The organism is Streptomyces flavofungini (assembly GCF_014650815.1).
GTDB classification, from domain to species: Bacteria; Actinomycetota; Actinomycetes; order Streptomycetales; family Streptomycetaceae; genus Streptomyces; species Streptomyces flavofungini.
This window is the reverse complement of record NZ_BMVR01000004.1, coordinates 689,450-715,038: the sequence shown is the minus strand read 5'-3', so window position 1 is coordinate 715,038 and position 25,589 is coordinate 689,450. Positions and strand designations below refer to the sequence as shown.

Below are 25,589 nucleotides of genomic sequence, written 5' to 3'. Positions count from 1 at the left end.
GCTCCGGCTCCGGCTCCGGCTCCGGCTCCGGCTCCGGCTCCGGCTCCGGCTCCGGGGAGTCTTCAGCCCGTCCGGCGTTGCGGACGAGGCCGTTCAGGCCGATAGCGGGGGTCCGGGGGCGGCAACCCCCGGGGGCCCACCCCGGACCACGTCCAGGGCACGACCACCGGAGCCCACGCCCACCAACGCCGCAGCCGCCTAAACGCCGGCCAACTCCATCTCGGCCCGGGCGGCCAGCCCGTCCGCCCCGCAGGCCCGCGCAAGAGCGAGCCCCCGCTCAAGTTCCTCCACGGCGCCCGAGGCGATCCCGTACTCGACCCGGGCGACGGCGTGTTCGTACTGGCACGGCGACGCCTCGAGATACGTGGCGGCCTTGGCGTAGAGCGCGACGGCCCGCGCCCCCGTCTCCAGCGACGCCGCACACCGGACCGCCTCGCCGATCGCCGTGTCCGTGCCGAACCGCTCGGCCTGCACACGCGCGTCCGAGACGAGGTCGCCCGCACGCCGGGGATCCGCCGCGGCGAGCGCGCGGGCGAGGTCGTACGCCCAGGGCGCGAGCACGGTGTTGTACTGGCCGCGGGCCGTCAACGCCTTGGCGGTCGCCTCCAGTTCGTTCAGGCCTTCCTCGGTGTGGCCGAGCGCGAGGAGGAGCCGTCCGCGTACGGACATGGCGTCGGGGACGTAGATCGTGGAGGCGGAGGGCGGCGCGAAGCCGTAGCGGTCGGCGACGGCCTTGGCCTCCTGGGCGTGGCCGCGGGCGAGGAGCGTGTCGATGAGCATGCTGGCGGCCTCCCAGTGCATGGGGAGTCCGCCCTGGCCCACGCGGTCGGCGAGCCGCAGGCTCTCACGCAGCGACTTCTCGGCGTCCCTGAGCCGTCCGCGCCTGCGGTGCACATAGCCGAGGAAGGCGTGCGCGAGCGCGAGGTGGCCGCCGCTCCAGCCCGCGGTCTCGTACGCCTTGACGGCCTCCGTGAACAGGCTTTCCGCGCGGTCGAGGCGGTCGGCGAAGGCGTAGGAGCTGCCGAGCATCAGGCGCAGCTCGAAGCTCCACTCGGCGTCGGTCCAGCCGAGGCCGGGTGCCAGCCGGCCGTTGACGAGGGCGCGGTCGCACAGCTCGACGACCTCTTCGGCGTTCTCGCCGCGGGTCATGGCGTCGAAGGCGCGCAGGATGAGCAGCGCACGCTCGGCGTTGTCGCGGCCGGTGAGCGGACCGGCGAGGGCGGCGAGGCGCCGGGAGCGTCCCGGTGAGTCCTCCTCGCCCGCGTGGATGCCCTCCCACATGTAGTGCACGGCCTGGAGCCGCAGCCGGGCGGGTCCGTCGGGGAGCCGCGCCGCCTCCTCGTCGATGACGCGCAGGCCTTCGCCGAGCTGGTCGTTGTGCACCAGGGCCTGGGAGAGCCTGCACACGGCGTCGACGCGCAGCTACTGGCTGAGCCCGGCCATGGACAGGGCCTCGCGCAGGTGCCCGACGGTGGTGACGGGTGAGGTGAGCAGCGTGGCGCAGCCGAGTTCGTAGAGCACGCGGGCGTGCACGTCGGGCCGGGGCGGCTCGCGCAGGGCCCGCTCCAGGCAGCGGCGGGCCGCGTCGGGCGCGCCGACCGCGAGGTGTTCGGTGGCGGCGTCGCGCAAGTGCTGGACGAGTTCCGGGTCGTCGTCGGGGTGGACCTCCAGGAGGTGCCGGGAGGCTGCGGCGGCGCCGCGCCCGGAGCGGGTGACGGCCCAGGCGGCCCGGCCGTGCATGGCGGTGCGGGTGGCGTTCGGGATCGATTCGTAGACGGCCGTGGTGATCAGCGGGTGCACGAATTCGAGGCCGTCTTCGCCGCTGGTCACGATGCGGGCGGCGCGGAGCCGCTCGGCGCAGCGTTCGGCGTCGTCGTGCGGCATGCCGGCGAGCGAGGCCGCGAGTTCGACGGAGACCGCGGGGCCGAGGATCGCGGCGGCCCAAGCGAACCGGGTCACGTTGGTGCCGAGGTCCTCGAGGCGGGCCACGAGGCCGCGGCCGCGTGCGGAGCGGTTGAGGTCCCGCAGTTCGGCGGCGGAGCTCTCGACCGGTTCCAGCTCGCTGTCCTGCACCTTGGCGAGCAGTTCCACGGACTCGTACGGATTGCCGCCGGTGACGGCCCAGACCTCGCGGCAGAACGGGGCGTCGGCGTGCTCGCCGAGGGTGGCGCGGGTCAGGCCCGCGGTGGCGTCCGGGGTGAGGGCGCGCAGCATGGTCGTGGGCAGGGCGGTCGCGCCGATCCGCGCGAGGTGGCGGGCGCCCTCGCCGGTGGCCTCGCCGGGCCGGTGGGCGACCACGACGAGGGCGGGCAGGTCATGGAGCCGCTCGGTGAACGCGGCGAGCCAGCGCAGCGTCTCCTGGTCGGCCCAGTGCGCGTCGTCGACGATGAGGACGAGCGGCCAGTGCAGCCGGGAGAGGCGGGCGACCACGTCGACGAGGCCGTCGCAGACGGCCTGCGGGTCGGGGCGGCCGCTGCCCGGGTCGGTGATGCCGAGTGCGGGTCCGGCGATCTCGTACCAGTCGCCCAGGTATTCGCGGCCCTCTTCGGGGCTGAGCTGGACGAGGACGGGTTGCAGGAGTTGCCGGACGACGTTGAAGGGGACCTCGGTCACCGTCTCGCCGCCGCGGGCGGCGAGGACCGTGGCGCGGCCCTGTGCGATGCGGCGCACCTCGGACAGCAGCGCTGTCTTGCCGATGCCTGCCTCGCCGCTGTAGACGAGCAGGCCGCCCTCGGTCGTCAGGTCCGAGCACAATGCGGACATCGCGCGCTCGGCTGCGGCGAGTTCCGCGTCGCGCTCCCACAACGGAGCCCAGGCGCCACCACCTCCGGGCCGTCCCTGCGTCATCGCGCTACCTCCCGGGGTCGCTCAATCGACGTACAGAAGTCGAGCCTAGCCGGGTCGGGGCCGTCACGGAGCGCGGTCCACCCAGCTACTCCCGCATGGGTGACAGTCGGTCATATGCCAGGCCGTCGCGTTGCCGGGGGTGCGGCGCGGCGTGGTGGCACCGGGACGGGTGGGCGGCCGGGCGAGAGGTCTTCACAGGCGTTCGATCACTGTGACGTTGGCCTGGCCGCCTCCTTCGCACATGGTTTGGAGGCCGAACCGGCCGCCGGTGCGCTCCAGTTCGTGCAGGAGTGTCGTCAGCAGCCGGACGCCGGTCGCGCCGAGTGGGTGACCGAGGGCGATGGCCCCGCCGTTGACGTTGACGCGCGCGGGGTCGGCGCCGGTCTCCTTCAGCCAGGCGAGGGCGACGGGCGCGAAGGCTTCGTTGATCTCGACGAGGTCGATGTCGTCGAGGGCCAGGCCGGTCTTCTTCAGGGCGTGTGCCGTGGCGGGTATGGGTGCGGAGAGCATCCGGATGGGGTCCTCGCCGCGTACGGACAGGTGGTGGACGCGGGCGCGGGGCGTCAACCCGTGGTCGTGGACGGCCTGTTCACCGGCGAGGAGCACGGCGGCGGCGCCGTCGGAGACCTGGGAGGAGCAGGCGGCGGTGATGCTGCCGCCGTCCATGACGGGCTTGAGGGACGCCATCTTCTCGGCCGTGGTGTCGCGGCGCGGGCCCTCGTCGGTGGTGACGCCCGCGAGGGGGGCGGTCTCGCGGTCGAAGCGGCCCTCGTCGATGGCGCGCAGGGCCCGCCGGTGGGAGCGCAGTGCGAACTCCTCCATGTCCGTGCGGGAGATGCCCCATTTCGCGGCTATCAGCTCGGCGCCGTGGAACTGGTTGACGGGCCGGTCTCCGTAGCGGGCGCGCCAGCCCTCGCTGCCCGCGAAGGGGCCTTCGGTCAGGCCGAGGGGTGCGGCGGCCTGCCGGGACGCGAAGGCGATGGGGATCATGGACATGTTCTGGGTGCCGCCCGCGACGACGAGGTCCTGGGTTCCGGAGAGGACGCCCTGGGCGGCGAAGTGCAGGGCCTGCTGCGAGGATCCGCACTGCCGGTCGACGGTCACGCCCGGCACTTCCTCGGGCAGTCCGGCCGCCAGCCAGCTCGTGCGCGCGATGTCCCCGGCCTGCGGTCCGACGGCGTCCAGGCAGCCGAAGACGACATCGTCCACGGCGGCCGGGTCGACGCCGCTGCGCTCCATGAGCGCCTTCAGGACGTGGGCGCCCAGGTCGGCGGGGTGCACGGCGGCGAGGCCGCCGCCGCGCTTGCCGACGGGGGTGCGGACCGCCTCGACGATGTAGGCCTCGGCCATGGCTGCGTACTCCTCGCGGTGTGGGCGCCGTGCGGCGACGGCGCGGGATTCACGTGCGTACGGAGATGCCGTCCAGGACCATCGACAGATACTGGCGGGCGATCTCCTCGGGGCTGTGGCCCCCGCCCGGCCGGTACCAGGACGCGGCGACCCAGACGGTGTCGCGCACGAAGCGGTAGGCGAGGCGGATGTCCAGGTCGGCGCGGAAGACGCCGTCGGTGACGCCGCGCTCCAGCGTCGTCAGCCAGGCCTTCTCGAACCGCTGCTGGGACTCGACCAGGTACTCGAACCGGGTCTGGGCGACCAGGTGCTTGGACTCCTTCTGGTAGATCGCGACGGCGGAGCGGTGCCGGTCGATCTCCCGGAAGGACTCGGTGACGAGGGCTTCCAGGGTTTCGCGCGGGCCGAGCGGCGCGGACAGGACGCTGTCGTACCCGTCCCACAGCTCGGTCAGGAACGTCCGCAGGATCTCTTCGAGCATCGACTCCTTGGAGTCGAAGTGGTAGTAGAGGCTGCCCGCGAGCATGCCCGCGGCGTCGGCGATCTTGCGGACGGTGGTGGCGTTGTAGCCCTGTTCGGCGAAGACGTCCGCGGCGATCCTGAGCAGTTCGCCGCGGCGCTCGGGCGAGGGGGTCACCGGGGGCTTCTTCTTGCCGCCGGCCGGCTTTTCACGGGTGTCGCTGGACTGGTTCTGTTTCGGCACACGGTCATTCTCCGCCTAGGCGTGCTGGCTGCTGACCGACACCGTCTCGCCCGTCATGTACGAGGAGTAGCCGCTGGCGAGGAAGACGATGACGTTGGCTATCTCCCAGGGCTCGGCGGGGCGCCCGAACGCCTCGCGCGCGGTCAGCTCGTCGAGCACGTCGGCGGAGGTGACCTTCGCGAGGTGCGGGTGCAGGGCGAGGCTGGGGGCCACGGCGTTGATCCGGATCCCGTGGGGTGCGGCTTCGAGGGCGGCGCAGCGGGTGAGGGCCATGACTCCGGCTTTCGCCGCCGCGTAGTGCGCCTGGCCGCGCTGGGCGCGCCAGCCGAGCACCGAGGCGTTGTTCACGACGACGCCACCGGAGCCGGTGGCGCGCAGGCGGCGCAGGGCGGCTCTGGTGCAGCGGAAGGTGCCGTTCAGCGTGACGTCGATGACGCGGTCCCACTGCTCGTCGGTCATGTCCGCGAGCTCGGCGGTGCCGCCGAGGCCCGCGTTGTTCACGACGATGTCGAGGCGGCCGTGCTGCCGCTCCGCCAGCTCGAACAGCGCCTGCACCTGGGGCTCGTCCGTCACGTCGCAGGGCGTGCCGTGGACGCGCTCGGCGCCGAACTCGTCGGCGAGCCGCTCGACCGCCTCCTTGGTGCGGCGCACGTGCGCGTCACCGATGACGACGCGCGCGCCCTCCTCCAGGAAGCGGCGCGCGGTGGCCCCGCCGATGCCCGCTCCGGCCGCCGCCGTGACGACGGCGGTGCGGCCGTCGAGCAGGCCGTGCCCGGACACGTACGGAATCGCTGCCATACCCACCCCCTCGACGCTCACCGGCTCTCGACGATTGTCTGCCCCTCACGATAATCTACCAAACACTTGTTAGGGAAGGTGCCCGAGCGGGAGGCGGACCGACGATGGACCTCGAATTCAGCGCGGCGGAGACGGAGTTCAGGCGGCGGGCGCGCGCCTGGCTCGCCGCGCACGTGCCGCCGCGACCCCTGCCCTCGCTGGAGACCGAGGAGGGCTTCGCGGCCCACCGCGCCTGGGAGGGCGAACTGGCCGCGGACCGCTGGTCGGTGGTGTCCTGGCCCGAGGAGTACGGCGGGCGGGGCGCCGGGATCGTCGAGTGGCTGGTGTTCGAGGAGGAGTACCACGCGGCGGGCGCACCGGGCCGCGTCTCGCAGAACGGCATCAGCCTCCTCGCGCCCACCCTCTTCGACTTCGGCACGCCGGAGCAGCGCGCGCGGGTCCTGCCCCCGATGGCGCGCGGCGAAGTCGTCTGGGCACAGGCCTGGTCGGAGCCGGAGGCGGGTTCGGACCTGGCGTCGCTGCGCTCCACCGCCCGCCGGGTGTCCGGCGGCTGGCTCCTGAACGGGCAGAAGACGTGGTCCTCCCGGGCCGCGTTCGCCGACCGCGCGTTCGGCCTGTTCCGCAGCGACCCGGACGCGGACCGGCCGCACCGCGGCCTGACGTACTTGATGTTCCCGCTCGACGCGGCGGGCGTCACCGTGCGCCCCATCGGCCGCATCGACGGCAAGCCCGCGTTCGCCGAGCTGTTCCTGGACGACGTGTTCGTGCCCGACGAGGACGTCATCGGCGAGCCGGGCCAGGGCTGGCGGATCGCGATGGCGACGACAGGCGCGGAGCGGGGCCTGACGCTGCGCTCACCGGGCCGCTTCCTGGCGACGGCCGACCGCCTGGTGCGCGCGTGGCACGCGCACGCCGACCCGTCCGACACGGCGCTGCGCGACCGGGTGGCCGACGCGGTCATCGGTGCCCGCGCGTACCAGCTCTTCGCCTGGGCCAACGCCTCCCGGTTCGAGGCGGGCGAACCGATCGGCGCGGAGTCGAGCCTGAACAAGGTGTTCTGGTCGGAGTACGACATCGGGGTGCATGAGACGGCGCTTGATCTGCTGGGCGTGGAAGGGGAGTTGGGCGGCGCGGAGGGTGCCGTCGCGGGGCAGCCGTGGCCGGACGGGCAGGGGCAGGCCACCCGGCCCGTCCCGCTCAGCCCGACCAGCCCGACCGACTGGACCGAGGGCTACGTCTTCGCGCTCGCCGGGCCGATCTACGCGGGCACCAACGAGATCCAGCGCGACATCATCGCCGAACGGCTGCTCGGCCTGCCGAAGGGACGCCGGTGATGCGGTTCCTCCTGGACGACGAGCAGCGGGCGTTCGCGCGTTCGCTGGACGGCATGCTGACGGCGGCGGACACCACGGCGGCCGCGCGGGCCTGGGCCGCCGGGGAGCACGCGGCGGGCTTCGCCGTGCGGCGGCGGCTCGGCGCGGCCGGGGTGTTCGCGCTCGCGGCACCCGAGGCGTACGAGGGCGTGGGGCCGCTGCCCGTCGAAACGGCCGTCGCCTTCGTGGAGTTGGGACGGCACGCGGCGCCCGGACCGCTGGTCGAGACGGTGGCGGCGGTGGCGCTCCTGTCGCGCCTGGCGGAACTCGGCGTACCGGAGCCCGCCAAGCGGTCGCTGCCGGGGCTGGTCGGCGGCGAGACGAGCGCGACGCTGACGCTCACCGGCTCCGGTCCGTACGCCCTGGACGCGGACGTCGCAGCGGTATTGCTCGCCGCCGGGGACGCGGAGGTCCGGCTCGCGCCCGGCCACGCGGACGTGCGCACCTCCCTCGATCCCGCGCGGCGGCTCGCCCGGCTCCTCCCGGGCGGGGAGGTGGTGGCGTCCGGGGACACGGCGGACACGGCGGCCGGTTGGGCGCTCGACTGGGCGGCGCTGGCGACGGCGGCGCAGTGCTTGGGCGTCGGGTACGCGCTCCTCGACCGGACCGTGGCGTACGTGAAGGGGCGCACGCAGTTCGGTGTGCCGGTGGGGTCGTTCCAGGCAGTCAAGCACCGGCTGGCCGATGTCCTGGTGGGGCTGGAGTTCGCGCGGCCGCTGGTGTTCGGGGCGGCGGTGTCCCTGCGGGACGGCGACCGGTCGGCCGCCCGGGTGGACCTGGCGGCGGCGAAGGTGGCCAGCGGGGAGGCGGCGTACGGCGCGGCGCGGGCGGCGCTGCAACTGCACGGGGCGCTGGGGTACACGGCCGAGTACGACCTGTCCCTGTGGCTGCTGAAGGCGCGGGCGCTGCGGGGGGCTTGGGGCGGGGTGGGGAGGTGGCGGGAGCGGGTGGTGACGGGTGGGTGAGCCTCGCGTGGGCGTGGGCGTGGGCGCGTACCCGGAACCCTCTTCGCCGCAAGCGTCGGCCTCGTACCCGGAACCCCGCTCCCCCGAAGCGTCCGCCCCGTACCCGGAACCTCACCCCCCGGAGAGCGTCCGCCCCAACCGCGCCAACGGCGACAGAGCCATCAGCACCGGCGAAAGGAGCATGCCGCAGGCGGCCGCCAGAAGCCCGACACGCAGCCCGTACGTCTCCGCCAGCCAGCCGCCGAGCAGTGAGCCCAGCGGCGTGAGGCCCATGCCGACGAAGGTGATCGTCGCCGTCACGCGGCCCTGCATCCCGTCCGGGGTGAGGGCCTGCCGGACGGCCATCACCGTGACGTTCACCAACTGGCCGAAGGCCCCGAACACGAAGTTGGCCGCGAGGAGCACGGGGACCGTCACCGGGGCGGGGCCGTGCAGCGCGGGCACGCACAGCAGCACGCCGTCGCCGAGCGCCGCCGCGGCCACGAGCACCGGGCCGTGCCCGAACCGGCGCGGAAGGCGGGCGGCGAGCAGCGAGCCGGCGAGCGCGCCCGGCCCGACCGCGGCGAGCGCGAGGCCGACGGCGGTTCCCGACAGGTGCAGTTCGCGGGGCAGGAAGAGCAGGTACACGGTCATCAGGGCCGCGAAGGAGAACTGGAAGGCGGCCGAGGCGAGGCCGACGGTGCGCAGGGCGGCGTCGCGGGCGACGAAACGCAGCCCTTCGAAGACCCGCCACCCGATCCGCGAGCGACGTTCCGCACGCCCCGGAGGGAATCCCGCCGGGAGAGATTCCTCCGCAAGGGACTCCTGCGGCACGGATTCCCCCGGCGGAGCCTCATCGCGGCGGATGCCCCGGATCGACACGAACGACACCGCGAAGAACACCGCACCGCACGCGATTCCCCAGGGTGCCGCGACGACGGACACCAGCGCCCCGCCGAGGGCGGGCCCGCCGACCTGGGCCGCGGACCTGCTGCCTTCGAGGGCGCTGTTGCCGCGCACGAGTTGGTCGCGCGCCACGAGACGTACGAGGGAGGACTGGTAGGCCACGTCGAAGAACACGGACAGCGTGCCGACGGCGAAGGCGACGACGAGCAGCACCGGCAGGCCGACCTCGCCCAGCGTGCAGGCCACGGCCAGTCCGCCCAGGGCAAGGGCCCGGCCCGCGTCCGCGAGGACCATCACCGTGCGGGTACGCCACCGGTCCACCCACGCGCCGACGAGCAGCGCGAACAGCAGGATCGGGGCCTGGCCCACCGCGCGCAGGACGCCGAGTTCGCCGGGGCCCGCGTGCAGGGTGAGCACGGCGAGGAGCGGCAACAGCACCAGGCTCAGGTGTTCGCCGAGTTGGGAGGCCGTCTGCCCCAGCCAGAGACGGCGGAAGTCGCGGTCCCGCCACAGGCCGGGCCCCGAAGAGCCGGAGGAGTCAGGGGAATCAGGAGAGTCCGCGGAATCGGACACGGCGGAGGAGGTGAACGGCGGCACGGGCGCCCCAAGGATCACGGAAAACAAGCAGGGAAGGGCTCGCTGTGCCGCACGTTCAGGGGCAGCACGCGATGACAGGCCTCACGGCGACAAGGTCAACGCGTGCGGGAACGACCGGGCATACCCAGACTCCTCACGGTGATCGCACCCGGCACACTAGCCATGGGACGAACGCTGCGAAACACATTTCTGACCGGGACCGGACCGCTCCAGCACCAGCACCAGCACCAGCACCAAACAAACCACCCGCCCCCCATCAAACCCGTCCTGCGATGGAGGACGAGCGCGCAGCGCGGCCAACCCAAGCCCCACCCCACGGAACCTTTAACACCCCCCGGCCAGGGGAAGAGCACCCTCACGCCGCCACCCCCGGCGCACCCACCCCGCCAGTGAGAGACAGAGACCCATGCGAGTGATCGGCCTGATGTCCGGCACCTCCCACGACGCCATCGACGCCGGTGCCGTCGACCTCACCCTCGACGGCGACAGCCTCCGCCTGACGCCGCTCGGCCTGATCAGCCGCGCGTACGACGACGAGCTGCGCGCGGCCCTGGCCGCCGCGCTGCCCCCGGCGCCGACCACCCTCGCCGACGTGTGCCGCCTGGACACCCGCATCGGCCAGGCCTTCGCCGCGGCGGCCACCGAGGCCGACCGCGAACTGTGCGGCGGCGGCGCCGAGTTGGTGGCCTCGCACGGGCAGACCGTCTTCCACTGGGTGGCGGCGGGGCGGGTGCACGGCACGCTCCAGATCGGCCAGCCCGCGTGGATCGCGGAGGCCACGGGGCTGCCGGTGGTCGCCGACTTCCGGCCGCGCGACGTCGCGGCCGGGGGCCAGGGCGCGCCGCTCGTCAGCCTCGTGGACCGGATGTGGCTGCGCGGCCGCCCCGGCACCCCCGTCGCCCTGAACCTCGGCGGCATCGCCAACATCACCGCCCCCGACGGCACGGCCTTCGACACCGGCCCGGCCAACGCCCTGATCGACGCGGCGGTCCGCGAGTTGACACCGCAGGGGCGCGAGCGGGGCCTGGCGTACGACAGGGACGGCGGGATCGGCGCGCGCGGCACCGTCCACGAGGGCCTGCTCACCCGGCTGCTCGCCGAGCCGTACTACGCGCTGCCCGCCCCGAAGACGACCGGCAAGGAGCTCTTCCACCCGGACTATCTGCGCCAGGCGCTCGCCGGGTACGAGGCGCTGACTCCCGAGGACGTCGTGGCTACGCTCACCCGGCTCACCGCGGTGACGGTCGCCGACGCGGTGCGCTCGGCGAAGGCGACCGAGGTGGTCGCGTCCGGCGGCGGGATCCGCAATCCCACGCTGATGGCGATGGTGCGGGCCGAGTTGGGGCCCGACGTGCCCGTGCGCGGCTCCGACGAGCTGGGGCTCGCGTCGGCGGCGAAGGAGGCGTACGCCTTCGCGGTCCTCGGCTTCCTGACGGCGCACGGCCTGCCCGGCACCGTCGCGGCGAGCACGGGCGCCCGGCACCCGAGCGTGCTCGGCTCGATCACTCCGGGGCGCACGGGGCTGCGCCTGCCGGGTCTCGCCGAGGGCGTACAGGCCCCGACGCGGCTCGTCGTCGACGGCACCTGAGCTTCGGCACCCCGCCCCCGCTCCTCGTACCGCATGCGCGGACCACCGCTCCCGGTACCGCGCACCCGCACCACCGCACCCCGCCCCGGCCCCACTTGGCCGAATTCGCCGCGACCCCTCTCATCCAGCTTTCACGCACTGCTCATACGCTGACGCCCATGACGCAAGCGACTCCCCCGGGCTGGTATCCCGACCCCGGGCAGATACCAGGTGCCCCACCGTCCGAGCGATGGTGGGACGGGACCATGTGGACGGACCACGTCCGCGCGCCGGGCGGCGGCTCGCCCGTCTTCCCCCAACAGTCCCCGCAGCCGCCGCGGCGCGGGGCGCGCACGGCCCTGGTCGTCGGGGTCGCCGTCGTGGTGCTCGCGGGCATCGTCGGCGGCGTGTACGCGCTGACCGCGGGCGACGACGATGACGGCGACGACAACGCCAAGACCCCGGCCTCCGCCGGGCCCTCGAAGCCCGGCAAGAGCGACGGCGAGCGCCCCGAGAAGCCCGAGGGCTCCCCCTCGCCGGGCCCGTCCGACGGCGCCCCGCAGGCCGAGAAGGGGTTCGCCGCCGATGTCGCGAGCGGCATCAGCATGCCGATCCCGGACGGCTGGGAGGGCCAGTCCGGCGCCGCGGGCGCGGGCGTCACCAAGGGCAAGTACCCGTGCCCCGGCGACGGACAGAAGGTGTGCGTGCGCGGCGGCGCCTTCTCCGCCCCCGCCGCCAGCTTCAAGATCCGGGAGACCACCCCGGAGGCGGCGGCCAAGGCGGACATCGAGAAGAACGCCGAGGAGTCGTACGGCGGCAAGATCTACGGCGGCAAGCTGGTGTCCCACAAGCAGCTCGAGTCGAAGGCGGTGACCGTGGCCGGGCAGAAGGGCTATCTGGTCCGCTGGAAGGCCGTGAACCGCAAGGGCCCGGACGGCTATGTGCAGTCCCTGGCCTTCAAGTCGCCCGCCGACGACATGACGATGGTGCTGGTCCGCTTCGGCATCGACGACACCGACGACGCGCCGTCGGTGTCGTCCATGGACCAGATCACCAAGGGAATCAAGGAGTCCCGCGGCGGGGGCGGCGGAGGCAACGGCCAGCAGGTCTGACGGCCGGCCCGGCGCCGGACGAGGGGTCGTACACGAGAAGCCGGGCGGACCGATCACGATCGGTCCGCCCGGCTTCTCGTCGCGCCGCCCCCGTCCCCACGGTGCGGCGCCCTGCGGGCCCGTCCGGTCATCCTGCGGACCGGGCCCACGTTCAGGTGGCCGGGGTCTCCCCCGCGGCCGGGCGGCCAGGGCCCTCGCTCAGCCCGAGGACCGGCAGCAGCACCGCCTCCACGAACCGCCCCAGGTAGTCCTCGTCCGCGTCCGCGCCGTCCACGAGCGGGCGGGCCCGCAGCACGCCGAAGAGCTGGACCGTCACGAACTCCGCCGCCGGGTGGCCCGCGGCGATCTCCCCGCGCTCCACGGCCCGCCGGACGAAGCCGTCGACGGCCTCCACCTCCGGCTCCACCAGCGCCTCGCGCAGCGCGTGCCGCAGGTCCTCGTCCTGCAGGACCGCGTGGCTGAGCGCCTGCACGATCATGGTGTCGCGATCGGCCCAGGTGGCGGCGGCGCGCGCCGCCGCGCGCAGGTCCCCGGCGAGCGAGCCGGTGTCGATGCCCGCGAAGCGCACGCAGCGGTTGGCGCGCAGCGCGGCGGCCACGAACTGGGGCTTGGTCTTCCACTGCCGGTAGAGCGTGGACTTGCTGCAGCGCGTACGGGCGGCGACGCCCTCCATGGTCACGGCCTCATAGCCGCACTCGCGGAGCTGGTCGAGGACCGCTTCGTAGAACTCCTGCTCGCGCTCGGGAGTGATCTTGGAGCGGCGCGACATCGCGACCTGCTCGCAGAGGTGCTCCTCAACCCGTTCCCGCGGCGTCATCTCTCGTCTCCTCGGTGCGGCGGCCCGCTCGGCTCGCTGTCGCGGACCCTTCCGATACGCCAGTGTACCGGTACGCTTCCGTTTCGGTACACTGGCGTATCGATGAGTGGAACGACAGGGACTCGCTCATCACCGCACCACCCAGTCGTCGTCATGCAAAGGGGCCGGCGGATGGATTCCCGCACCGAGCCTGCGGAACAGGAGCCGGAGATACCCTCCGGGCGACCGGACACCCCTGCCCGGCCGCCGCTCGCACGCGAGCTGCTCCTCGTCGTCGGACTCTTCCTCGTCTACAAATTCGGCAGACAGCTCGCCAACGGCCATACCGGCGAGGCGTTCCGCAACGCCCACCGCGTGTGGGACGCCGAGCGCTTCCTGCGCCTGCCGGGCGAGGGCTCCGTCCAGGACGCCCTGCTGAGCGGCGAGGGCCTCGTCCACGTCGCGAACACGTACTACGCGACCGTGCACTTCCCGGCGACACTGCTCTTCCTGGTGTGGCTGTACGTGCGCCGCCCCCGGCACTATGTCTGGGCCCGGCGGATCCTCGCCGCGCTCACCGCCGCCGCGCTCGCGCTGCACCTCCTCCTGCCGCTCGCGCCGCCGCGCCTGCTGGACGCGGCGCACCTCGTGGACACGGCACAGAAGTACGGGCCTTCGGTGTACGCCGCCGAGCCCGCGACCGACTCGATGGCCAACCAGTTCGCCGCCATGCCGTCGCTGCACTTCGGGTGGGCGCTGATGGTGGCCGTCGGCCTGATCGTCGCGACCAGCTCCCGGTGGCGCTGGCTGTGGCTGCTGCACCCGCTGGTCACTCTGCTCGTGATCGTCGGCACGGCGAATCACTACTGGCTCGACGCGCTCGCTGCGGCCGCGCTGCTGGGCATCGCGCTGGCGGTGATCCGGCTGCCGCGTCCGGCCGGGTCGCGGATCGTGCGCCGGTCCGCCCCGGCCGCGACGCCCGCATCGACGCCCACCCCGGCCCCGGCATCGGCCTCGGTGCCCGCACCGCCCGCCCGTGAGCTGGTCGCGCCCGCCTCCGGAGCCGACCGATGAGCGCCACCCTGCTCGCCGTCCTCCTCTCCCTCGTCTCCGCCGCCGCGTACGCCACCGCCGCCGTCGCCCAGCAGCGCCTGGCCGCGCGCCTGGCCGAGACGGGCGGCCGGGTCGGGCGGCTGTTGGGCAGCGGCGCGTGGTGGGCGTCGGTCGGTCTGAACGCGTCGGCGGCGCTGCTGCACGTCGCGGCGCTGAAGTTCGGACCGCTCACCCTCGTGCAGCCGCTCGGCGCGCTCACGCTGGTGGCCGCGGTGCCGCTGGGCGCGCGCCTGGCCGGGCGGCGAGTCTCCCCCCTGGAGTGGCGCGGCACGGGCCTGACCCTGATCGGCCTGGGGGTCCTGCTGCTCACCGCGTCGGGGCCGGAGCCCGAGGACACGCTGTCGCTGCCGGAGGCCGTCGCGGTCGCCGGTGTGACGATGGCTGTCGTCGGCCTGCTCTCCCGGCCCGGCACCCGCCCCGGCCTGCGGCACGCGACGGCGTCCGGGTTCGCGTCGGGCGTCGCGTCCGCGCTCACCCAGACCGTGACGGTCGCGGCGACGGACCGCTCGGGCCCGGTGCTCGACGCACACGTCGTGGTGGTGGCGCTGCTCGTCGCGGCGTTCGCGGTGGGCGGGCTGCTGCTCTCGCAGACGGCGTACCGGGGCGGCCTCGGGGCGCCCCTCGCCGTCGTGACGCTGGCCAACCCCGTCGCCGCGGCGGCCATCGGTGTCGCCCTGCTCGGCGAGCGGCTGCGGGGCGGTGCGGGCGGGGTGCTCCTCGCCGCTCTCGGGGCGCTGATCGCCGCGTACGGGGTGGTGGTGCTCACCCGCACCGCGGGGACCGCCACCGCGCGCGTGCCGGAACAAGCCCCCAGACCGGCAGCCGCCCCCGAACCAGCAGCCGCCCCCGCGCCGGAGCCCGTCCCCGCACCCTTCCCCGCGCCGGACCCGACAGCGGACTTCCTGCCCTCCATCCCCCTCCAGCCCGAACCGGCGACTCCGCTCCGGACCTAGGACGAGCACGCGGTTACGAGGACGAGGATGTGGCCGCGGCCACCGTCTCCCGAGCCGGGCACGCAGGACAGCGACCGCCCCCGCGCCGAGCGGCCCCCTTGCCCGGGGCCCCTCGTCGCGGGGGGGCGGTCGCTGTCGTACGTACCGTGTCGTGCGCGTACCCGTCGGACCCGGAGGCCGACGAGCCCGGCTAGCCGAGGCCGCGCGAGTCCTGCTTCAGGGCCGTGTCGACGGTCAGGGCCGTGGCCACGACCAGGCTCAGGAGCGGGTCCGGGAGCTGGAAGTGGATCTGCAGGACGTAGTTGTCCGCGGTCGTGAACATCGTCTTGGCGAGGCCTTCCCAGGTCTTCGTGATCCGGGCGACCTCGTTGTCCGACTGGTCGACGATCGAGAAGTTCCAGGCGCGCCAGTTCTCCGCCTTGATCGCGCCGACCTGCTGGCCGTTCACCAGCATCGCGAAGTTGATCTTGCCGATGACGTTCTGCTGGACGATCTCGCCGACCGGCTGCCCGTCGGGGCGCTCGACGACGACCCGCGACTTCATGAACTTCCGCGGCCGGGTCATGAGGAGCTGCGGCGTGCCGTAGGCGTCGCGGATCTCCAGCTTGTGCGTCATGAACTGGTCGACGCTGGAGACGAAGCGGGCGACCTTCTTGAGCGTGCTCTGGCCCACCTGGACCACGGAGCCGAGTTGGTTGCCCGACTGGTCCATGACGCTGTACTCGTTCGTCAGCTCGATCAGCTTGGCCTTCTGGTTCACCACCAGGACCGGCTCGCTGAACAGGGTGCCGCCGCCTTGGGACGAGGGGGTCACGCCCGCCTGCTGCTGCACCTGGCGCTGGACCTTGGCCGGGTCGGCGACGGGCGCGGCCTGGGCCTGGAAGTGGGCCTGGTCCTTGGTGAACTGGGCCGCCTGGCCAGGCTACTGCGGGACCTGCTGGCCCTGCGCGCCCGCCTGGGCCGTCGCCGCCTGCGGGTTCTGGTTGGTGTGGTCGGTCCACTGGGCGCCGTCCCACCAGCGGAGGAGCTGGGAGGCGCCCTGGGGGTCCGGGTACCAGCCTGCAGGAGTGTTCGAATGCGTTGTCACCCGGGCACACTACCCCGAACCACCCCGGCCACCGCCAGCCCCAGGAGTGGACTTTCCGCAGGCCGGAGCGGTGGTCGCCGTTCCGCAACCGCCACCGGAGCCCGCACCACGACGGCGCCGGAGCTACTTCCGGACCTCCACCACCAGCGCCCCCTCCCCCACTTCGAGGACCACCTCGCCGACGCGTCCCGCCGCCCGGACGTCCGCCGCGGCGAGGGCGAACCGGTCGAGGTCGGCCCGCGGCGCGCGTACGACGACCGTCCCGATCTCGGCCCGCATCGAGAGCCTCGCGAGGGACTTGGCCTTGCGCACCCCGGCGATGACGGCGGCGGCCGTCGCGAGCACGCTCCCGTCCGGACCGCCCTCCGCCCGGCCGGGCCCCGCACCGCCGCGCGCCCGCGCGAGCACCCCCTCCGCCGACGGCCACGCCGCCCGGTGGACCGACCCCGGCGCGTACCAGGACCAGACCTCCTCGGTGACGAACGGCAGGATCGGCGCGAACAGCCGAAGGGCCGTGTCCAGGGTGGTCCGCAGGGTCTCGCGGGCGGAGTCGCGGGCGGCCGGGTCGCCGCGGTCGCCGTACGCGCGGGCCTTGACCAGCTCCACGTAGTCGTCGCAGAAGCGCCAGAAGAACGTCTCCGCGCAATTCAGCGCCCGGGTGTAGTCGAAGTCGTCGAAGGCGGCCGTCGCCTCGTCGACGGTGGCGGCGAGGTCGGCGAGCAGCGCCCGGTCCAGCGGTTCGGTCACGGCCGCGCCCGTCGCCTCGAAGCCGAGGACGAACTTCCCGACGTTCAGGAGCTTCGTCGCGAGGCGGCGGCCGATCTTCATCCGGCCGGTGTCGAAGGCCGTGTCGGTGCCGGGCCGTCCGCTCGCCGCCCAGTGCCGGACCGCGTCCGCGCCATGGGTGCGGAGCAGGTCGTCGGGGGTGACGGCGTTGCCCTTGGACTTCGACATCTTCTTGCGGTCGGGGTCGAGGATCCACCCGGAGATCGCCGCGTGCCGCCAGGGCAGCGTGCCGTGACCGGTGTGGGCGCGCAGGACCGTGGCGAACAGCCAGGTGCGGATGATCTCGTGGGCCTGCGGGCGCAGGTCCATCGGGAAGACGCGGGCGAACAGCTCCGGGTCCGCGAGCTGCCGCCCGGCGATCTGCGGCGTGAGCGACGAGGTGGCCCAGGTGTCCATGACGTCCGGGTCGCCGGTGAAGCCGTGCGGCTTGCCGCGCTGGGACGCGTCGTAGCCGGGTGGCGTCTGCGCGCTCGGGTCGACGGGCAGTGTGGCCGCGTCGGGGACGATCGGACGGGTGTGGTCGGGCGTGCCGTCGCCGTCCAGGGGATACCAGAGCGGGACGGGGACTCCGAAGAAGCGCTGCCGGCTGATCAGCCAGTCGCCGTTGAGGCCGTCCACCCAGTGGTCGTAGCGCACGCGCATGTGCGGCGGGTGCCAGACCAGCTCCCGCCCCCGCCCGCGGAGTTCGGACCTGCGCCCCTCGTCGCGGCCGCCGTTGCGCACGTACCACTGACGGGTGGTGACGATCTCCAGGGGCTTGTCGCCCTTCTCGTAGAACTTCACCGCGTGCGTGACCGGCCGGGGTTCGCCGTGCAGCTCGCCGCGCTCGCGCAGCAGGGCGACGATCCGTTCGCGCGCGGTGTGGGCGGTGGCGCCCGCCAGTTCCGCGTACGCGGCCACGGCGTCCGGCGCGTCGACGCCGCTCGGCGGCTGAGCGCGGAAGCGCCCGTCCCAGCCGATCACCGGCCGCGTGTCCAGGCGCAGTTCCCGCCACCAGACGACGTCCGTGGTGTCGCCGAACGTGCAGACCATCGCGAGGCCCGTGCCCTTGTCGGGCGCCGCGAGGTGGTGCGCGAGGACGGGGACGTCCACGCCGAAGAGCGGAGTGCGGACGGTCGTGCCGACGAGGTCGCGGTGGCGCTTGTCGTCGGGGTGCGTGACAAGGGCGACGCACGCGGGGAGCAGTTCGGGGCGGGTCGTCTCGATCGGGACGGTGCGGCCGTCGGCGGCGCGGAATCCGAGCCGGTGGTACGCGCCGGGCCGCTCCCGGTCCTCCAGTTCGGCCTGGGCGACCGCTGTGCGGAACGTGACGTCCCACAGGGTGGGCGCCTCCGCGAGGTACGCGTCGCCGCGCGCGAGGTCGGCGAGGAACGCCCGCTGCGAGGTGGCGCGCGCCTCGGCGCCGATGGTCCGGTAGGTGCGCGACCAGTCGACGGACAGGCCGAGGCGGCGCCACAGGTCCTCGAATGCCTGCTCGTCCGCCGCGGTGAGCCGCTCGCACAGCTCGATGAAGTTCTCCCGGGAGACGGGGAGCTGGCGCTTGCCGGGCCGTGCGGGCGGGGTGAAGTCCGGGTCGTACGGGAGGGCGGGGTCGCAGCGGACGCCGTAGTGGTGCTGCACGCGGCGCTCGGTGGGCAGGCCGTTGTCGTCCCAGCCCATGGGGTAGAAGACGTTCCGGCCGCGCATGCGCTGGTAGCGGGCGACGGTGTCGGTGTGCGTGTACGAGAAGACGTGCCCGACGTGCAGGGAGCCGCTGACCGTGGGCGGCGGGGTGTCGATGGAGAACAGGTCTTCGCGCGGTGCCGTGTGCGCCCGGTCGGCGTCGAAGGCGTATACGCCGGACTCGTCCCATCGCCTGGACCACTTGTCCTCGAGACCGTCGAGGACGGGCTTGTCCGGGGTGCCCTGCGGGCGAGGGGTGTCCGTCATGCTCCCGCATGCTAACGCCGCGCCGGACACGGCGTTCCCCCATTTTCTCGCGGCGCAGCCGCTGTCCCGGGGCCGGAAACCCCGGGACAGCGGCCGCGGCGCGTGCAGGCGTACCTCGGCCTGTGCCGTGCCTCAGGCCGCGACGTGTCTCAGACCGTGGCGATCGCCGGGTCGCTGACCCCCGCCTGCCCGGTCTCCACGTGCCCGGCGAACCGCCGCAGGAAGCCCGTGGAGGTGTCGGACACCACGGTCAGGTCGTACCAGCGCTTGCTGCCGCGCAGGTCCACGGTGTGCTGGACGGTGGCGCCCGGCTTGACCTTGAAGGTCTCCTTGCCGCCGCCGTAGGCGTTGGTCACCGTGAGGTTGCAGTCGGCGGAGCCCGCGTTGGTCAGGGTCAGCTTGATGTTGCCGGTCGCCTTGTCGTGGCGGGCGGTGACCTCGGGGCCCGCCGTCTTCGCCGGGCCCTTGAAGGCGCGCAGGAAGCCGTTCGGGCCGAAGACGGTCAGGTCGTTGTTGCCGCCGGAGTACGCCGAGTTCCAGGTGTCGGAGATCGTCTTGCCCGCCTCCGTGGTGTACGTCCAGGGCCCGTCGGTGCGGTTGCCGGAGCGGACGTGGAAGCAGACGCCCGCCTCGTCGCCGCCGCCGAAGGTGAGGGTGAACTTCCCGGCGGCGGTGTCCGCGGCGCCGTCCACCAGCGGGGCGTACGGCAGCGCACGCGCGGGCCGGGAGCCGCGCTCCTGCTTGGGCAGCGCCGGGCCGGCGGGCGCCTTGGGGAAGTAGTCGGGGTGGCGCTCGTGGTCCGGCGGCTCGTAGGCGGCGGTGTCGGGCAGCTCCGCCGGGTCGGTGTCCTTGCCGCCGAAGTCGAAGGCGGAGGTGAGGTCGCCGCAGATCGCGCGGCGCCACGGCGAGATGTTGGGCTCCTGGACGCCGAAGCGCTTCTCCATGAACCGGATGATCGACGTGTGGTCGAAGACCTCGGAGTTCACGAACCCGCCGGTGCTCCACGGCGACACCACGATCATCGGGACGCGCTGGCCGAGGCCGTAGTGCCCGGCGCCGTACGAGGCGTTGCCGGGGAAGTAGTCGAGCTTGGTGTCGACCGTGGACAGGCCCTGGTTCGCCGAGGAGGGGACGTACGGCGGCACGACGTGGTCGAAGTAGCCGTCGTTCTCGTCGTACGTGAGGAACAGCGCCGTCTTCGCCCACACCGCCGGGTTGGAGGTGAGCGCGTCGAGGATCTGCGCGATGTACCAGGCGCCGTAGTTCACCGGCCAGTTGGGGTGCTCGCAGAACGCCTCGGGCGCGGCGATGTAGGACACCTGCGGCAGCCGGTCCGCCTTCACGTCGGCCCTCAGGATGTCGAAGTAGCCGTCGCCCGCCTTGGCGTTGGTGCCGGTGCGGGCCTTGTCGTAGAGCGGGTCGCCGGCCTTGGCGTTGCGGTACTTGTTGAAGTACAGCAGCGAGTTGTCGCCGTAGTTGCCGCGGTACGCGTCGTCGATCCAGCCCCAGTGCCCGGCCGCGTCCAGGCCGTCGCCGATGTCCTGGTACACCTTCCAGGAGACACCCGCCTGCTCCAGGCGCTCGGCGTACGTCGTCCAGTCGTAGCCCGCCTCCTGGTTGCCGAGGACCGGGCCGCCGCCCTTGCCGTCGTTGCCGACGTGGCCCGTCAGCATGTAGTAGCGGTTGGGGTCGGTGGCTCCCATGAACGAGCAGTGGTAGTCGTCGCAGACCGTGAAGGCGTCGGCGAGCGCGTAGTGGAACGGGATGTCGTCCCGTTCCAGGTACGCCATGGTCCGCTCGGACTTCGCGGGGATCCAGTTGTCGTACCTGCCGTCGCCGAAGGCGCTGTGGCCGCCCGCCCAGTCGTGGTCGAGGCCCGCGATGAACTGCATGCCGAGGTCGTCGGCGTCCGGGTGGAAGGGCAGCACCTCCTTGCCGCCGCCCTGCTGGTGCCAGACGGGCTTGCCGCTGGGCAGCGTCACCGGGCGCGGGTCGCCGAAGCCGCGTACGCCCTTCATCGTCCCGAAATAGTGGTCAAAGGAACGATTCTCCTGCATGAGCACCACGACGTGCTCGACGTCCTCGATGGTGCCGGTGCGGCGCTTCGCGGGCAGCGAGGCCGCGCGGGCGATGCTCTCGTTCAGCGCGGCGAAGGCAGCGGTGCCACCGGCCAGTTGCATGAAGCGGCGCCGGTTCAGTCCAGGCATGGGGATATGACCTCGCGTGAAGTGGGGGGACGTGAGCGGGTGAAGTGTGTCAAGTGCACCAAGGCTTATGGAAGAGGCGGGCGGTGCCGTGTCGCGGAGGTGACGGCGGGGACAACCGCGGGTGCCGGAGTGGTCGGTGGTTCCGCGTTGCGGGCTCGTGAACTCTCCGCCGGCCAGGAATGCGGGCACGGCGCCCCGCCTTGTCATCTGTGATCGTTGGGATGCGCCGGGCGCCACGGGGCGCGCGGGGCGCAGGGAGCGGAGCGAGGGACAGATGGCCAAGGCGTACGTATTCACCCGGCACGGTGGCCCCGAGGTGGAGGCCCTCGTCGACCGGGAGCCGCCCGAGCCCGGCCCGGGTCAGTTGCTGATCGCGGTGCGGGCGGCGGGCGTCAACCCCGTCGACTACAAGCTGCGCGGCGGTTACCGCAGGCCGGGGCAGGCGCCCGCCGCACTGCCCGAGGTGCTCGGCAGCGAGGCCGCGGGCGTGGTGGCGCGGACCGGTCCTGGCGTCGAGGGTTTCGCCGTGGGGGACGCGGTGTTCGGGTCCACGCTCACCGGCGGGTACGCCGAGTACACGCTGCTGCCCGTGGCGATCGCCGCGCACCAGCCGGAGGGCCTGTCGTTCGCGGAGGCCGCGACACTGCCGGTCGCCGCGGCCACCGCCTACGACGGGGTGCGCCAACTCGCGCTGCCCGCCGGGGCGACGCTGCTGGTCACGGGCGCCGGTGGCGGCGTGGGCGGGAACGTGGTGCGCCTCGCGCGCCACCTGGGGCTGCGCGTGATCGGCACCGCGAGCGAGGGCAAGAAGGACGTCGTCGAGTCGCTGGGCGCGGCCCATGTGGCGTCAGGACCGGACCTGGTGGAGCGGATCCGCGCGGCGGCGCCGGACGGCGTCGACGGCGTCTTCGACCTGGTCGGCGGGGACCATCTGCGGGCCGTGGCGGACGTGGTGGCCGACCGCACGAAGCTGATCACGGCCGGCGGGAAGCAGATCGTGGGCGAGCTGGGCGGCTCCGCCGTGGCCCGGGCGCGCGACGCCGCCACGCTCGACGCGGTGGCCGAACTCGCCGCCGCCGGGGTGCTCCGGCCGCACATCACGGCGACGTACCCGCTCGACCGGGCGGGCGAGGCGCTGCGCGCCGTCGAGACCGGGCACGCGCTGGGCAAGGTCGTGATCGAGGTCGGCGCGTGAGGGCGCCGGGGGCGGTGGAGCGGGGTACGTCGGCGTCGCCCGCCGCCGCGGGGACCCCGCACCCCCTCGACAACCCCGGACTCGCCTCCCTCGAAGGCCCGCACGCGCACTTCGCCGAGCGGCGCGGGCGCGTCGCGCGCTATCCGGACGCCGTGTCGCCCTGGCTGGGGATGCCCACCGCGCCGGACGCGGCGGACTGGGCGGACCTTGCCGCCTTCGCGGGACCGGACGGCGAGGTGCCGCTGCCCGGTGTCGCGGTGGACGTGCCGGCCGGCTGGGAGGTGACGTTCGACGTGGCCGGGGTGCAGCTCGTCGACGGCGACATCCCGGCGGCGCCGGACGCCGGGACGGTGCGGCTCGGGCCCGAAGACGTACCGGAGATGCTGGACCTGGTGGCGCGCACGCGGCCGGGCCCGTTCCGGGAGCGCACCATAGAACTCGGAACGTATCTGGGCATACGTCACGAGGGCGCCCTGGTCGCGATGGCCGGGGAGCGGCTGCACCCGCCGGGCTGGACGGAGATCAGCGCGGTCTGCACCGACCCCGCGTACCGGGGTCACGGCCTCGCGAGCCGCCTGGTCCTCGCGGTGGCGTACGGCATCAGGGAGCGCGGCGAGATTCCGTTCCTGCACACGGCGGCGCGCAACACGGGGGCGGTCCGGCTGTACGAGTCGCTGGGGTTCCGACTGCGGCGGAACATCTCGTTCCGCGCGGCACGGACAACAGCGGCATCCGAGGCCGGGCGCAGGGCCCTGACCGGCAAAAATGAAAAGACGGCCATGCGTTCGGATTGATACCTTCCGAACCATGCGTGCCCTTGGTGACAAAGAAATCCGTGCGTCGTTCGTGAACTGCTCGAAGGGCGAGGCCCGGCGCCTGACGCTGCCCGCGGGCTTCGCCGAGACGCCCTGGTCCGACCTGGACTTCCTGGGCTGGCGCGACCCCAAGGCCCCGGACCGCGGCTATGTCGTGGCCGAGCGGGGCGACGAGCTGGTCGGCATCGCCCTGCGCGCCTCCACGGGGGCCCGCCGCTCCATGCTGAAGTCCAGCATCTGCTCGGTGTGCGTGACGCCGCAGGCGGGTTCGGGCATCGCGCTGCTCGTCGCGCCCCGCGCGGGCGAGGCGGGCCGCCAGGGCAACTCCGTCGGCCTGTACGTCTGCGCGGACCTGGCCTGCTCCCTCTACGTACGCGGCAAGAAGACCTCGGCCCTGGCCCGCCGCTTCGACGAGAGCCTCACCCCGGAGGAGCAGAACGAGCGCACCGTGCGCAACCTCACCGGCTTCCTGGACCAGGTGCTCGCTCGCGCCTAGACCTGCCGGGGATCGACCAGTTGCAGCGTCAGCGCGTCCGGCGGCTCCGCGAGGCCGGGGCCGCCGGCCTCGGCCCAGGTGAGGATGTCGTCGAGAGAGGCGTCGTCGAGGGCGAAGCCCACCCAGGCCGGACGGCCACCGTGCGCGCGGCCCGCGCGGGAGGGCTGGACGACCACGATGTTGGCCTGCCCGCAGGGGCCGAGGCACTCGCTGGTGCGCACCGCGAACCGGCCCCCGGAACGGTCCGCCGCCGCGCGCAGCCGCGCCAACTGGCCCACGTGGTCCGTGCCGGGGTGCTTGACCGGGTCGCCGCAGCAGCAGCCCCGGCACACGACGAGCGTGCAGGGACGGGTGGCGGGTGGGGCTGTCGGGGCCGCCGGGACTGTCGGGGCCGCCGGGGACACAGCGTCGGGGGCGGTGCGGGGTTCGGGCAGGGGCACGGCGGGCGCGGTGCGGGGCTCGGGCGTACTGCGGGGCTCGGGCGCGGTCATTTCATGATCATGCCAGGGTGGTGATCACGTCAGGTAGGCCAGCCCCGGGTGCGCCTGCCGGTAGCCGTCGACCAGGCGCCGGGCCACGGACACCGAGTCGACCAGCGGGTGCAGCGCGAACGCCTTGACCGCCGTGGCGCGCGAGCCGCTGTCCGCCGCGGCGAGCACCTCGCGCTCGACCGCCTTGACCGCGCACACCAGGCCCGTGGCGTGCCCCGGCAGCGGCGACACGGCGGCCGGGTGCGGGCCGGACGCGTCCACCAGGCACGGCACTTCGATGATCGCGTCCGAGTCGAGCTCGGGCAGGGTCGTGCGGTTGCGGACGTTGAGGATCAGCGTGGCCCGTTCGTCGCGGGCGATGGCCCGCATCAGGGCGAGGGCGACCCGTTCGTAGCCGCCGGACTCCATGTCCTCGGGGGCGCGTTCCCCGGCACCCGCGGCCTCCCGGCTGTGCGCCATGTACGTCGCCTCGCGCTCGGCGCGGGTGGCGTCCCACGTCTTGAAGGCGGCGGCCTCGGGGTTGCGCAGTTCGTCGTAGAAGCGGGCCTGCTGGTCGCGCAGGAACGCGCCGCGGGTCCGCTCGGCCGTCCGGTAGGCGTGGACGGTCTCCCGGTTGAAGTAGTAGTAGTGCAGGTACTCGTTGGGGATCGCGCCGAGCGACTGGAGCCAGTCGGCGCCGAAGAGCTTGCCCTCCTCGAAGGAGTCGAGCAGGTCCCGGTCGCCGAGCAGCCGCGGCAGCAGGTCCTGCCCGTCGACCTCCAGGCCGGTCAGCCAGCCCAGGTGGTTGAGGCCCACATAGTCGAGCCAGGCCCGGCCGGGCTCGGCGCCGAGCAGCGTCGCCACCCGGCGGCCGAGGCCCACGGGCGAGTCGCAGATGCCGATGACGCGGTCGCCGAGGTGGCGGGCCATCGCCTCGGTCACCAGGCCCGCGGGGTTGGTGAAGTTGATGACCCACGCCTCGGGCGCGAGCCGCCGCACCCGGCGGGCGATGTCGACGGCGACGGGCACGGTCCGCAGCCCGTACGCGATGCCGCCCGCGCCGACCGTCTCCTGTCCGAGCACCCCTTCGGCGAGCGCCACCCGCTCGTCGGCGGCACGGCCTTCCAGACCGCCGACGCGGATCGCGGAGAACACGAAGTCGGCGCCGCGCAGCGCGTCGTCGAGGTCGGTGGTGACGCGCACGGCGGGCGCGGCGGGCACCCCGTCGGCCTGGTCGGCGAGCACACGGGCGATCGCCCCGGCCCGGGCGCCGTCCACGTCGTGCAGGACGACCTCGGTGATCCGGCCCTCGGCGCGGTCGCCGAGCAGCGCCCGGTACACGAGGGGCACCCGGAATCCGCCGCCGCCCAGAATTGCCAGCCTCACGTCTGAACCACCTTGCCCGCAGTCTCAGTGAACAGTGAACTGTTGAACATCGCTCCGAACACCTACCACTGCGCACGATGCCATGCGAAACACGAGGTGCCCGGAGCGGGCCCTGGACCAGACCGGCGCGGGACCGGCTCCAGACGCCGCCCCGGTCTA

At 73.6% G+C, this 25,589-nt stretch carries 18 protein-coding genes and 2 pseudogenes; 9 read left to right on the top strand and 11 right to left on the bottom strand.

What is annotated here, in order from left to right; genetic code table 11:
- Nucleotides 1–198: 198 nt before the first annotated feature.
- The 4 genes and pseudogenes from IE274_RS13370 to IE274_RS13355 form a co-directional block, all read right to left on the bottom strand.
- A pseudogene (locus tag IE274_RS13370) lies at nt 199–2,847 on the bottom strand (ATP-binding protein).
- Nucleotides 2,848–3,039: 192 nt separating this feature from the next.
- Nucleotides 3,040–4,197, bottom strand: coding sequence for an acetyl-CoA C-acetyltransferase (locus IE274_RS13365; RefSeq protein ID WP_190115872.1), 1,158 nt, complete (start codon nt 4,195–4,197; stop codon nt 3,040–3,042).
- Between the two features lie 49 nt (nt 4,198–4,246).
- Nucleotides 4,247–4,900 (bottom strand): TetR/AcrR family transcriptional regulator, encoded by a 654-nt coding sequence (locus tag IE274_RS13360; RefSeq protein ID WP_229909501.1) that lies wholly within the window; start codon nt 4,898–4,900, stop codon nt 4,247–4,249.
- Between the two features lie 15 nt (nt 4,901–4,915).
- Nucleotides 4,916–5,698, bottom strand: a complete 783-nt coding sequence (locus IE274_RS13355) for an SDR family oxidoreductase (protein ID WP_190115871.1) — start codon at nt 5,696–5,698, stop codon at nt 4,916–4,918.
- Nucleotides 5,699–5,802: 104 nt separating this feature from the next.
- Here IE274_RS13355 and IE274_RS13350 point away from each other — a divergent pair, with 104 nt between their 5' ends.
- Nucleotides 5,803–7,032, top strand: a complete 1,230-nt coding sequence (locus tag IE274_RS13350) for an acyl-CoA dehydrogenase family protein (RefSeq protein WP_190115870.1) — start codon at nt 5,803–5,805, stop codon at nt 7,030–7,032.
- On the top strand, nt 7,032–8,036 hold the full coding sequence (locus IE274_RS13345; RefSeq protein ID WP_190115869.1) for an acyl-CoA dehydrogenase family protein: 1,005 nt from the start codon (nt 7,032–7,034) through the stop codon (nt 8,034–8,036). Before IE274_RS13350 ends, IE274_RS13345 begins: the two co-directional genes overlap by 1 nt.
- Nucleotides 8,037–8,147: 111 nt before the next feature.
- Here IE274_RS13345 and IE274_RS13340 read toward each other — a convergent pair whose 3' ends face one another.
- Complete coding sequence (locus IE274_RS13340) at nt 8,148–9,494, bottom strand: MFS transporter (protein ID WP_229909500.1); 1,347 nt, start codon at nt 9,492–9,494, stop codon at nt 8,148–8,150.
- Between the two features lie 430 nt (nt 9,495–9,924).
- On the opposite strand from IE274_RS13340, the gene IE274_RS13335 reads away from it, so the two are divergent.
- Complete coding sequence (locus IE274_RS13335) at nt 9,925–11,106, top strand: anhydro-N-acetylmuramic acid kinase (protein WP_190115868.1); 1,182 nt, start codon at nt 9,925–9,927, stop codon at nt 11,104–11,106.
- 158 nt (nt 11,107–11,264) lie between these two features.
- On the top strand, nt 11,265–12,197 hold the full coding sequence (locus IE274_RS13330) for a DUF2510 domain-containing protein (protein ID WP_190115867.1): 933 nt from the start codon (nt 11,265–11,267) through the stop codon (nt 12,195–12,197).
- 151 nt (nt 12,198–12,348) lie between these two features.
- On the opposite strand, the gene IE274_RS13325 is transcribed toward IE274_RS13330, so the two are convergent.
- Complete coding sequence (locus IE274_RS13325; RefSeq protein WP_190115866.1) at nt 12,349–13,014, bottom strand: TetR/AcrR family transcriptional regulator; 666 nt, start codon at nt 13,012–13,014, stop codon at nt 12,349–12,351.
- Between the two features lie 171 nt (nt 13,015–13,185).
- Here IE274_RS13325 and IE274_RS13320 point away from each other — a divergent pair, with 171 nt between their 5' ends.
- Both IE274_RS13320 and IE274_RS13315 read left to right on the top strand, forming a co-directional pair.
- Nucleotides 13,186–14,067 carry a phosphatase PAP2 family protein gene (locus tag IE274_RS13320; RefSeq protein ID WP_190115865.1) on the top strand — a complete coding sequence of 294 codons (882 nt, stop codon included), beginning with the start codon at nt 13,186–13,188 and terminating at the stop codon, nt 14,065–14,067.
- A complete protein-coding gene (locus IE274_RS13315) occupies nt 14,064–15,059 on the top strand; it encodes a DMT family transporter (protein WP_190115864.1) in 996 nt (331 codons plus the stop codon). Before IE274_RS13320 ends, IE274_RS13315 begins: the two co-directional genes overlap by 4 nt.
- Before the next feature lie 190 nt (nt 15,060–15,249).
- On the opposite strand, the pseudogene IE274_RS13310 reads toward IE274_RS13315, so the two are convergent.
- The 3 genes and pseudogenes from IE274_RS13310 to IE274_RS13300 form a co-directional block, all read right to left on the bottom strand.
- Nucleotides 15,250–16,146: pseudogene (locus IE274_RS13310) on the bottom strand (LURP-one-related family protein).
- Between the two features lie 123 nt (nt 16,147–16,269).
- Nucleotides 16,270–18,861 (bottom strand): valine--tRNA ligase, encoded by a 2,592-nt coding sequence (gene valS / locus IE274_RS13305; protein ID WP_190115863.1) that lies wholly within the window; start codon nt 18,859–18,861, stop codon nt 16,270–16,272.
- Between the two features lie 149 nt (nt 18,862–19,010).
- Nucleotides 19,011–21,068 carry a phosphocholine-specific phospholipase C gene (locus IE274_RS13300; RefSeq protein WP_190115862.1) on the bottom strand — a complete coding sequence of 686 codons (2,058 nt, stop codon included), beginning with the start codon at nt 21,066–21,068 and terminating at the stop codon, nt 19,011–19,013.
- Nucleotides 21,069–21,342: 274 nt separating this feature from the next.
- On the opposite strand from IE274_RS13300, the gene IE274_RS13295 reads away from it, so the two are divergent.
- Genes IE274_RS13295 through IE274_RS13285 form a run of 3 tightly spaced genes read left to right on the top strand, consistent with a single transcriptional unit; the run spans nt 21,343 to nt 23,574 of the window.
- Nucleotides 21,343–22,263, top strand: coding sequence for a quinone oxidoreductase family protein (locus IE274_RS13295; protein ID WP_190115861.1), 921 nt, complete (start codon nt 21,343–21,345; stop codon nt 22,261–22,263).
- A gap of 14 nt (nt 22,264–22,277) precedes the next feature.
- Nucleotides 22,278–23,057 (top strand): GNAT family N-acetyltransferase, encoded by a 780-nt coding sequence (locus tag IE274_RS13290; RefSeq protein WP_190115940.1) that lies wholly within the window; start codon nt 22,278–22,280, stop codon nt 23,055–23,057.
- Nucleotides 23,058–23,070: 13 nt separating this feature from the next.
- Nucleotides 23,071–23,574 (top strand): FBP domain-containing protein, encoded by a 504-nt coding sequence (locus tag IE274_RS13285; protein ID WP_190115860.1) that lies wholly within the window; start codon nt 23,071–23,073, stop codon nt 23,572–23,574.
- On the opposite strand, the gene IE274_RS13280 is transcribed toward IE274_RS13285, so the two are convergent.
- Nucleotides 23,571–23,978 (bottom strand): (2Fe-2S) ferredoxin domain-containing protein, encoded by a 408-nt coding sequence (locus tag IE274_RS13280; RefSeq protein ID WP_190115939.1) that lies wholly within the window; start codon nt 23,976–23,978, stop codon nt 23,571–23,573. The genes IE274_RS13285 and IE274_RS13280 overlap by 4 nt on opposite strands.
- 111 nt (nt 23,979–24,089) lie before the next feature.
- A complete protein-coding gene (locus tag IE274_RS13275; RefSeq protein ID WP_190115859.1) occupies nt 24,090–25,430 on the bottom strand; it encodes a 6-phospho-beta-glucosidase in 1,341 nt (446 codons plus the stop codon).
- Nucleotides 25,431–25,589: the final 159 nt, after the last annotated feature.

Excerpts from the sequence above, each read along its gene's own strand:
- IE274_RS13335 (WP_190115868.1), top strand. The coding sequence starts at position 9,925 with ATGCGAGTGATCGGCCTGATGTCCGGCACCTCCCACGACGCCATCGAC.
- IE274_RS13355 (WP_190115871.1), bottom strand. The coding sequence starts at position 5,698 with ATGGCAGCGATTCCGTACGTGTCCGGGCACGGCCTGCTCGACGGCCGC.
- IE274_RS13325 (WP_190115866.1), bottom strand. The coding sequence starts at position 13,014 with ATGACGCCGCGGGAACGGGTTGAGGAGCACCTCTGCGAGCAGGTCGCG.
- IE274_RS13345 (WP_190115869.1), top strand. The coding sequence starts at position 7,032 with ATGCGGTTCCTCCTGGACGACGAGCAGCGGGCGTTCGCGCGTTCGCTG.
- IE274_RS13315 (WP_190115864.1), top strand. The coding sequence starts at position 14,064 with ATGAGCGCCACCCTGCTCGCCGTCCTCCTCTCCCTCGTCTCCGCCGCC.
- valS (WP_190115863.1), bottom strand. The coding sequence starts at position 18,861 with ATGACGGACACCCCTCGCCCGCAGGGCACCCCGGACAAGCCCGTCCTC.
- IE274_RS13320 (WP_190115865.1), top strand. The coding sequence starts at position 13,186 with ATGGATTCCCGCACCGAGCCTGCGGAACAGGAGCCGGAGATACCCTCC.
- IE274_RS13300 (WP_190115862.1), bottom strand. The coding sequence starts at position 21,068 with ATGCCTGGACTGAACCGGCGCCGCTTCATGCAACTGGCCGGTGGCACC.
- IE274_RS13365 (WP_190115872.1), bottom strand. The coding sequence starts at position 4,197 with ATGGCCGAGGCCTACATCGTCGAGGCGGTCCGCACCCCCGTCGGCAAG.
- IE274_RS13330 (WP_190115867.1), top strand. The coding sequence starts at position 11,265 with ATGACGCAAGCGACTCCCCCGGGCTGGTATCCCGACCCCGGGCAGATA.
- IE274_RS13295 (WP_190115861.1), top strand. The coding sequence starts at position 21,343 with ATGGCCAAGGCGTACGTATTCACCCGGCACGGTGGCCCCGAGGTGGAG.
- IE274_RS13350 (WP_190115870.1), top strand. The coding sequence starts at position 5,803 with ATGGACCTCGAATTCAGCGCGGCGGAGACGGAGTTCAGGCGGCGGGCG.
- IE274_RS13285 (WP_190115860.1), top strand. The coding sequence starts at position 23,071 with ATGCGTGCCCTTGGTGACAAAGAAATCCGTGCGTCGTTCGTGAACTGC.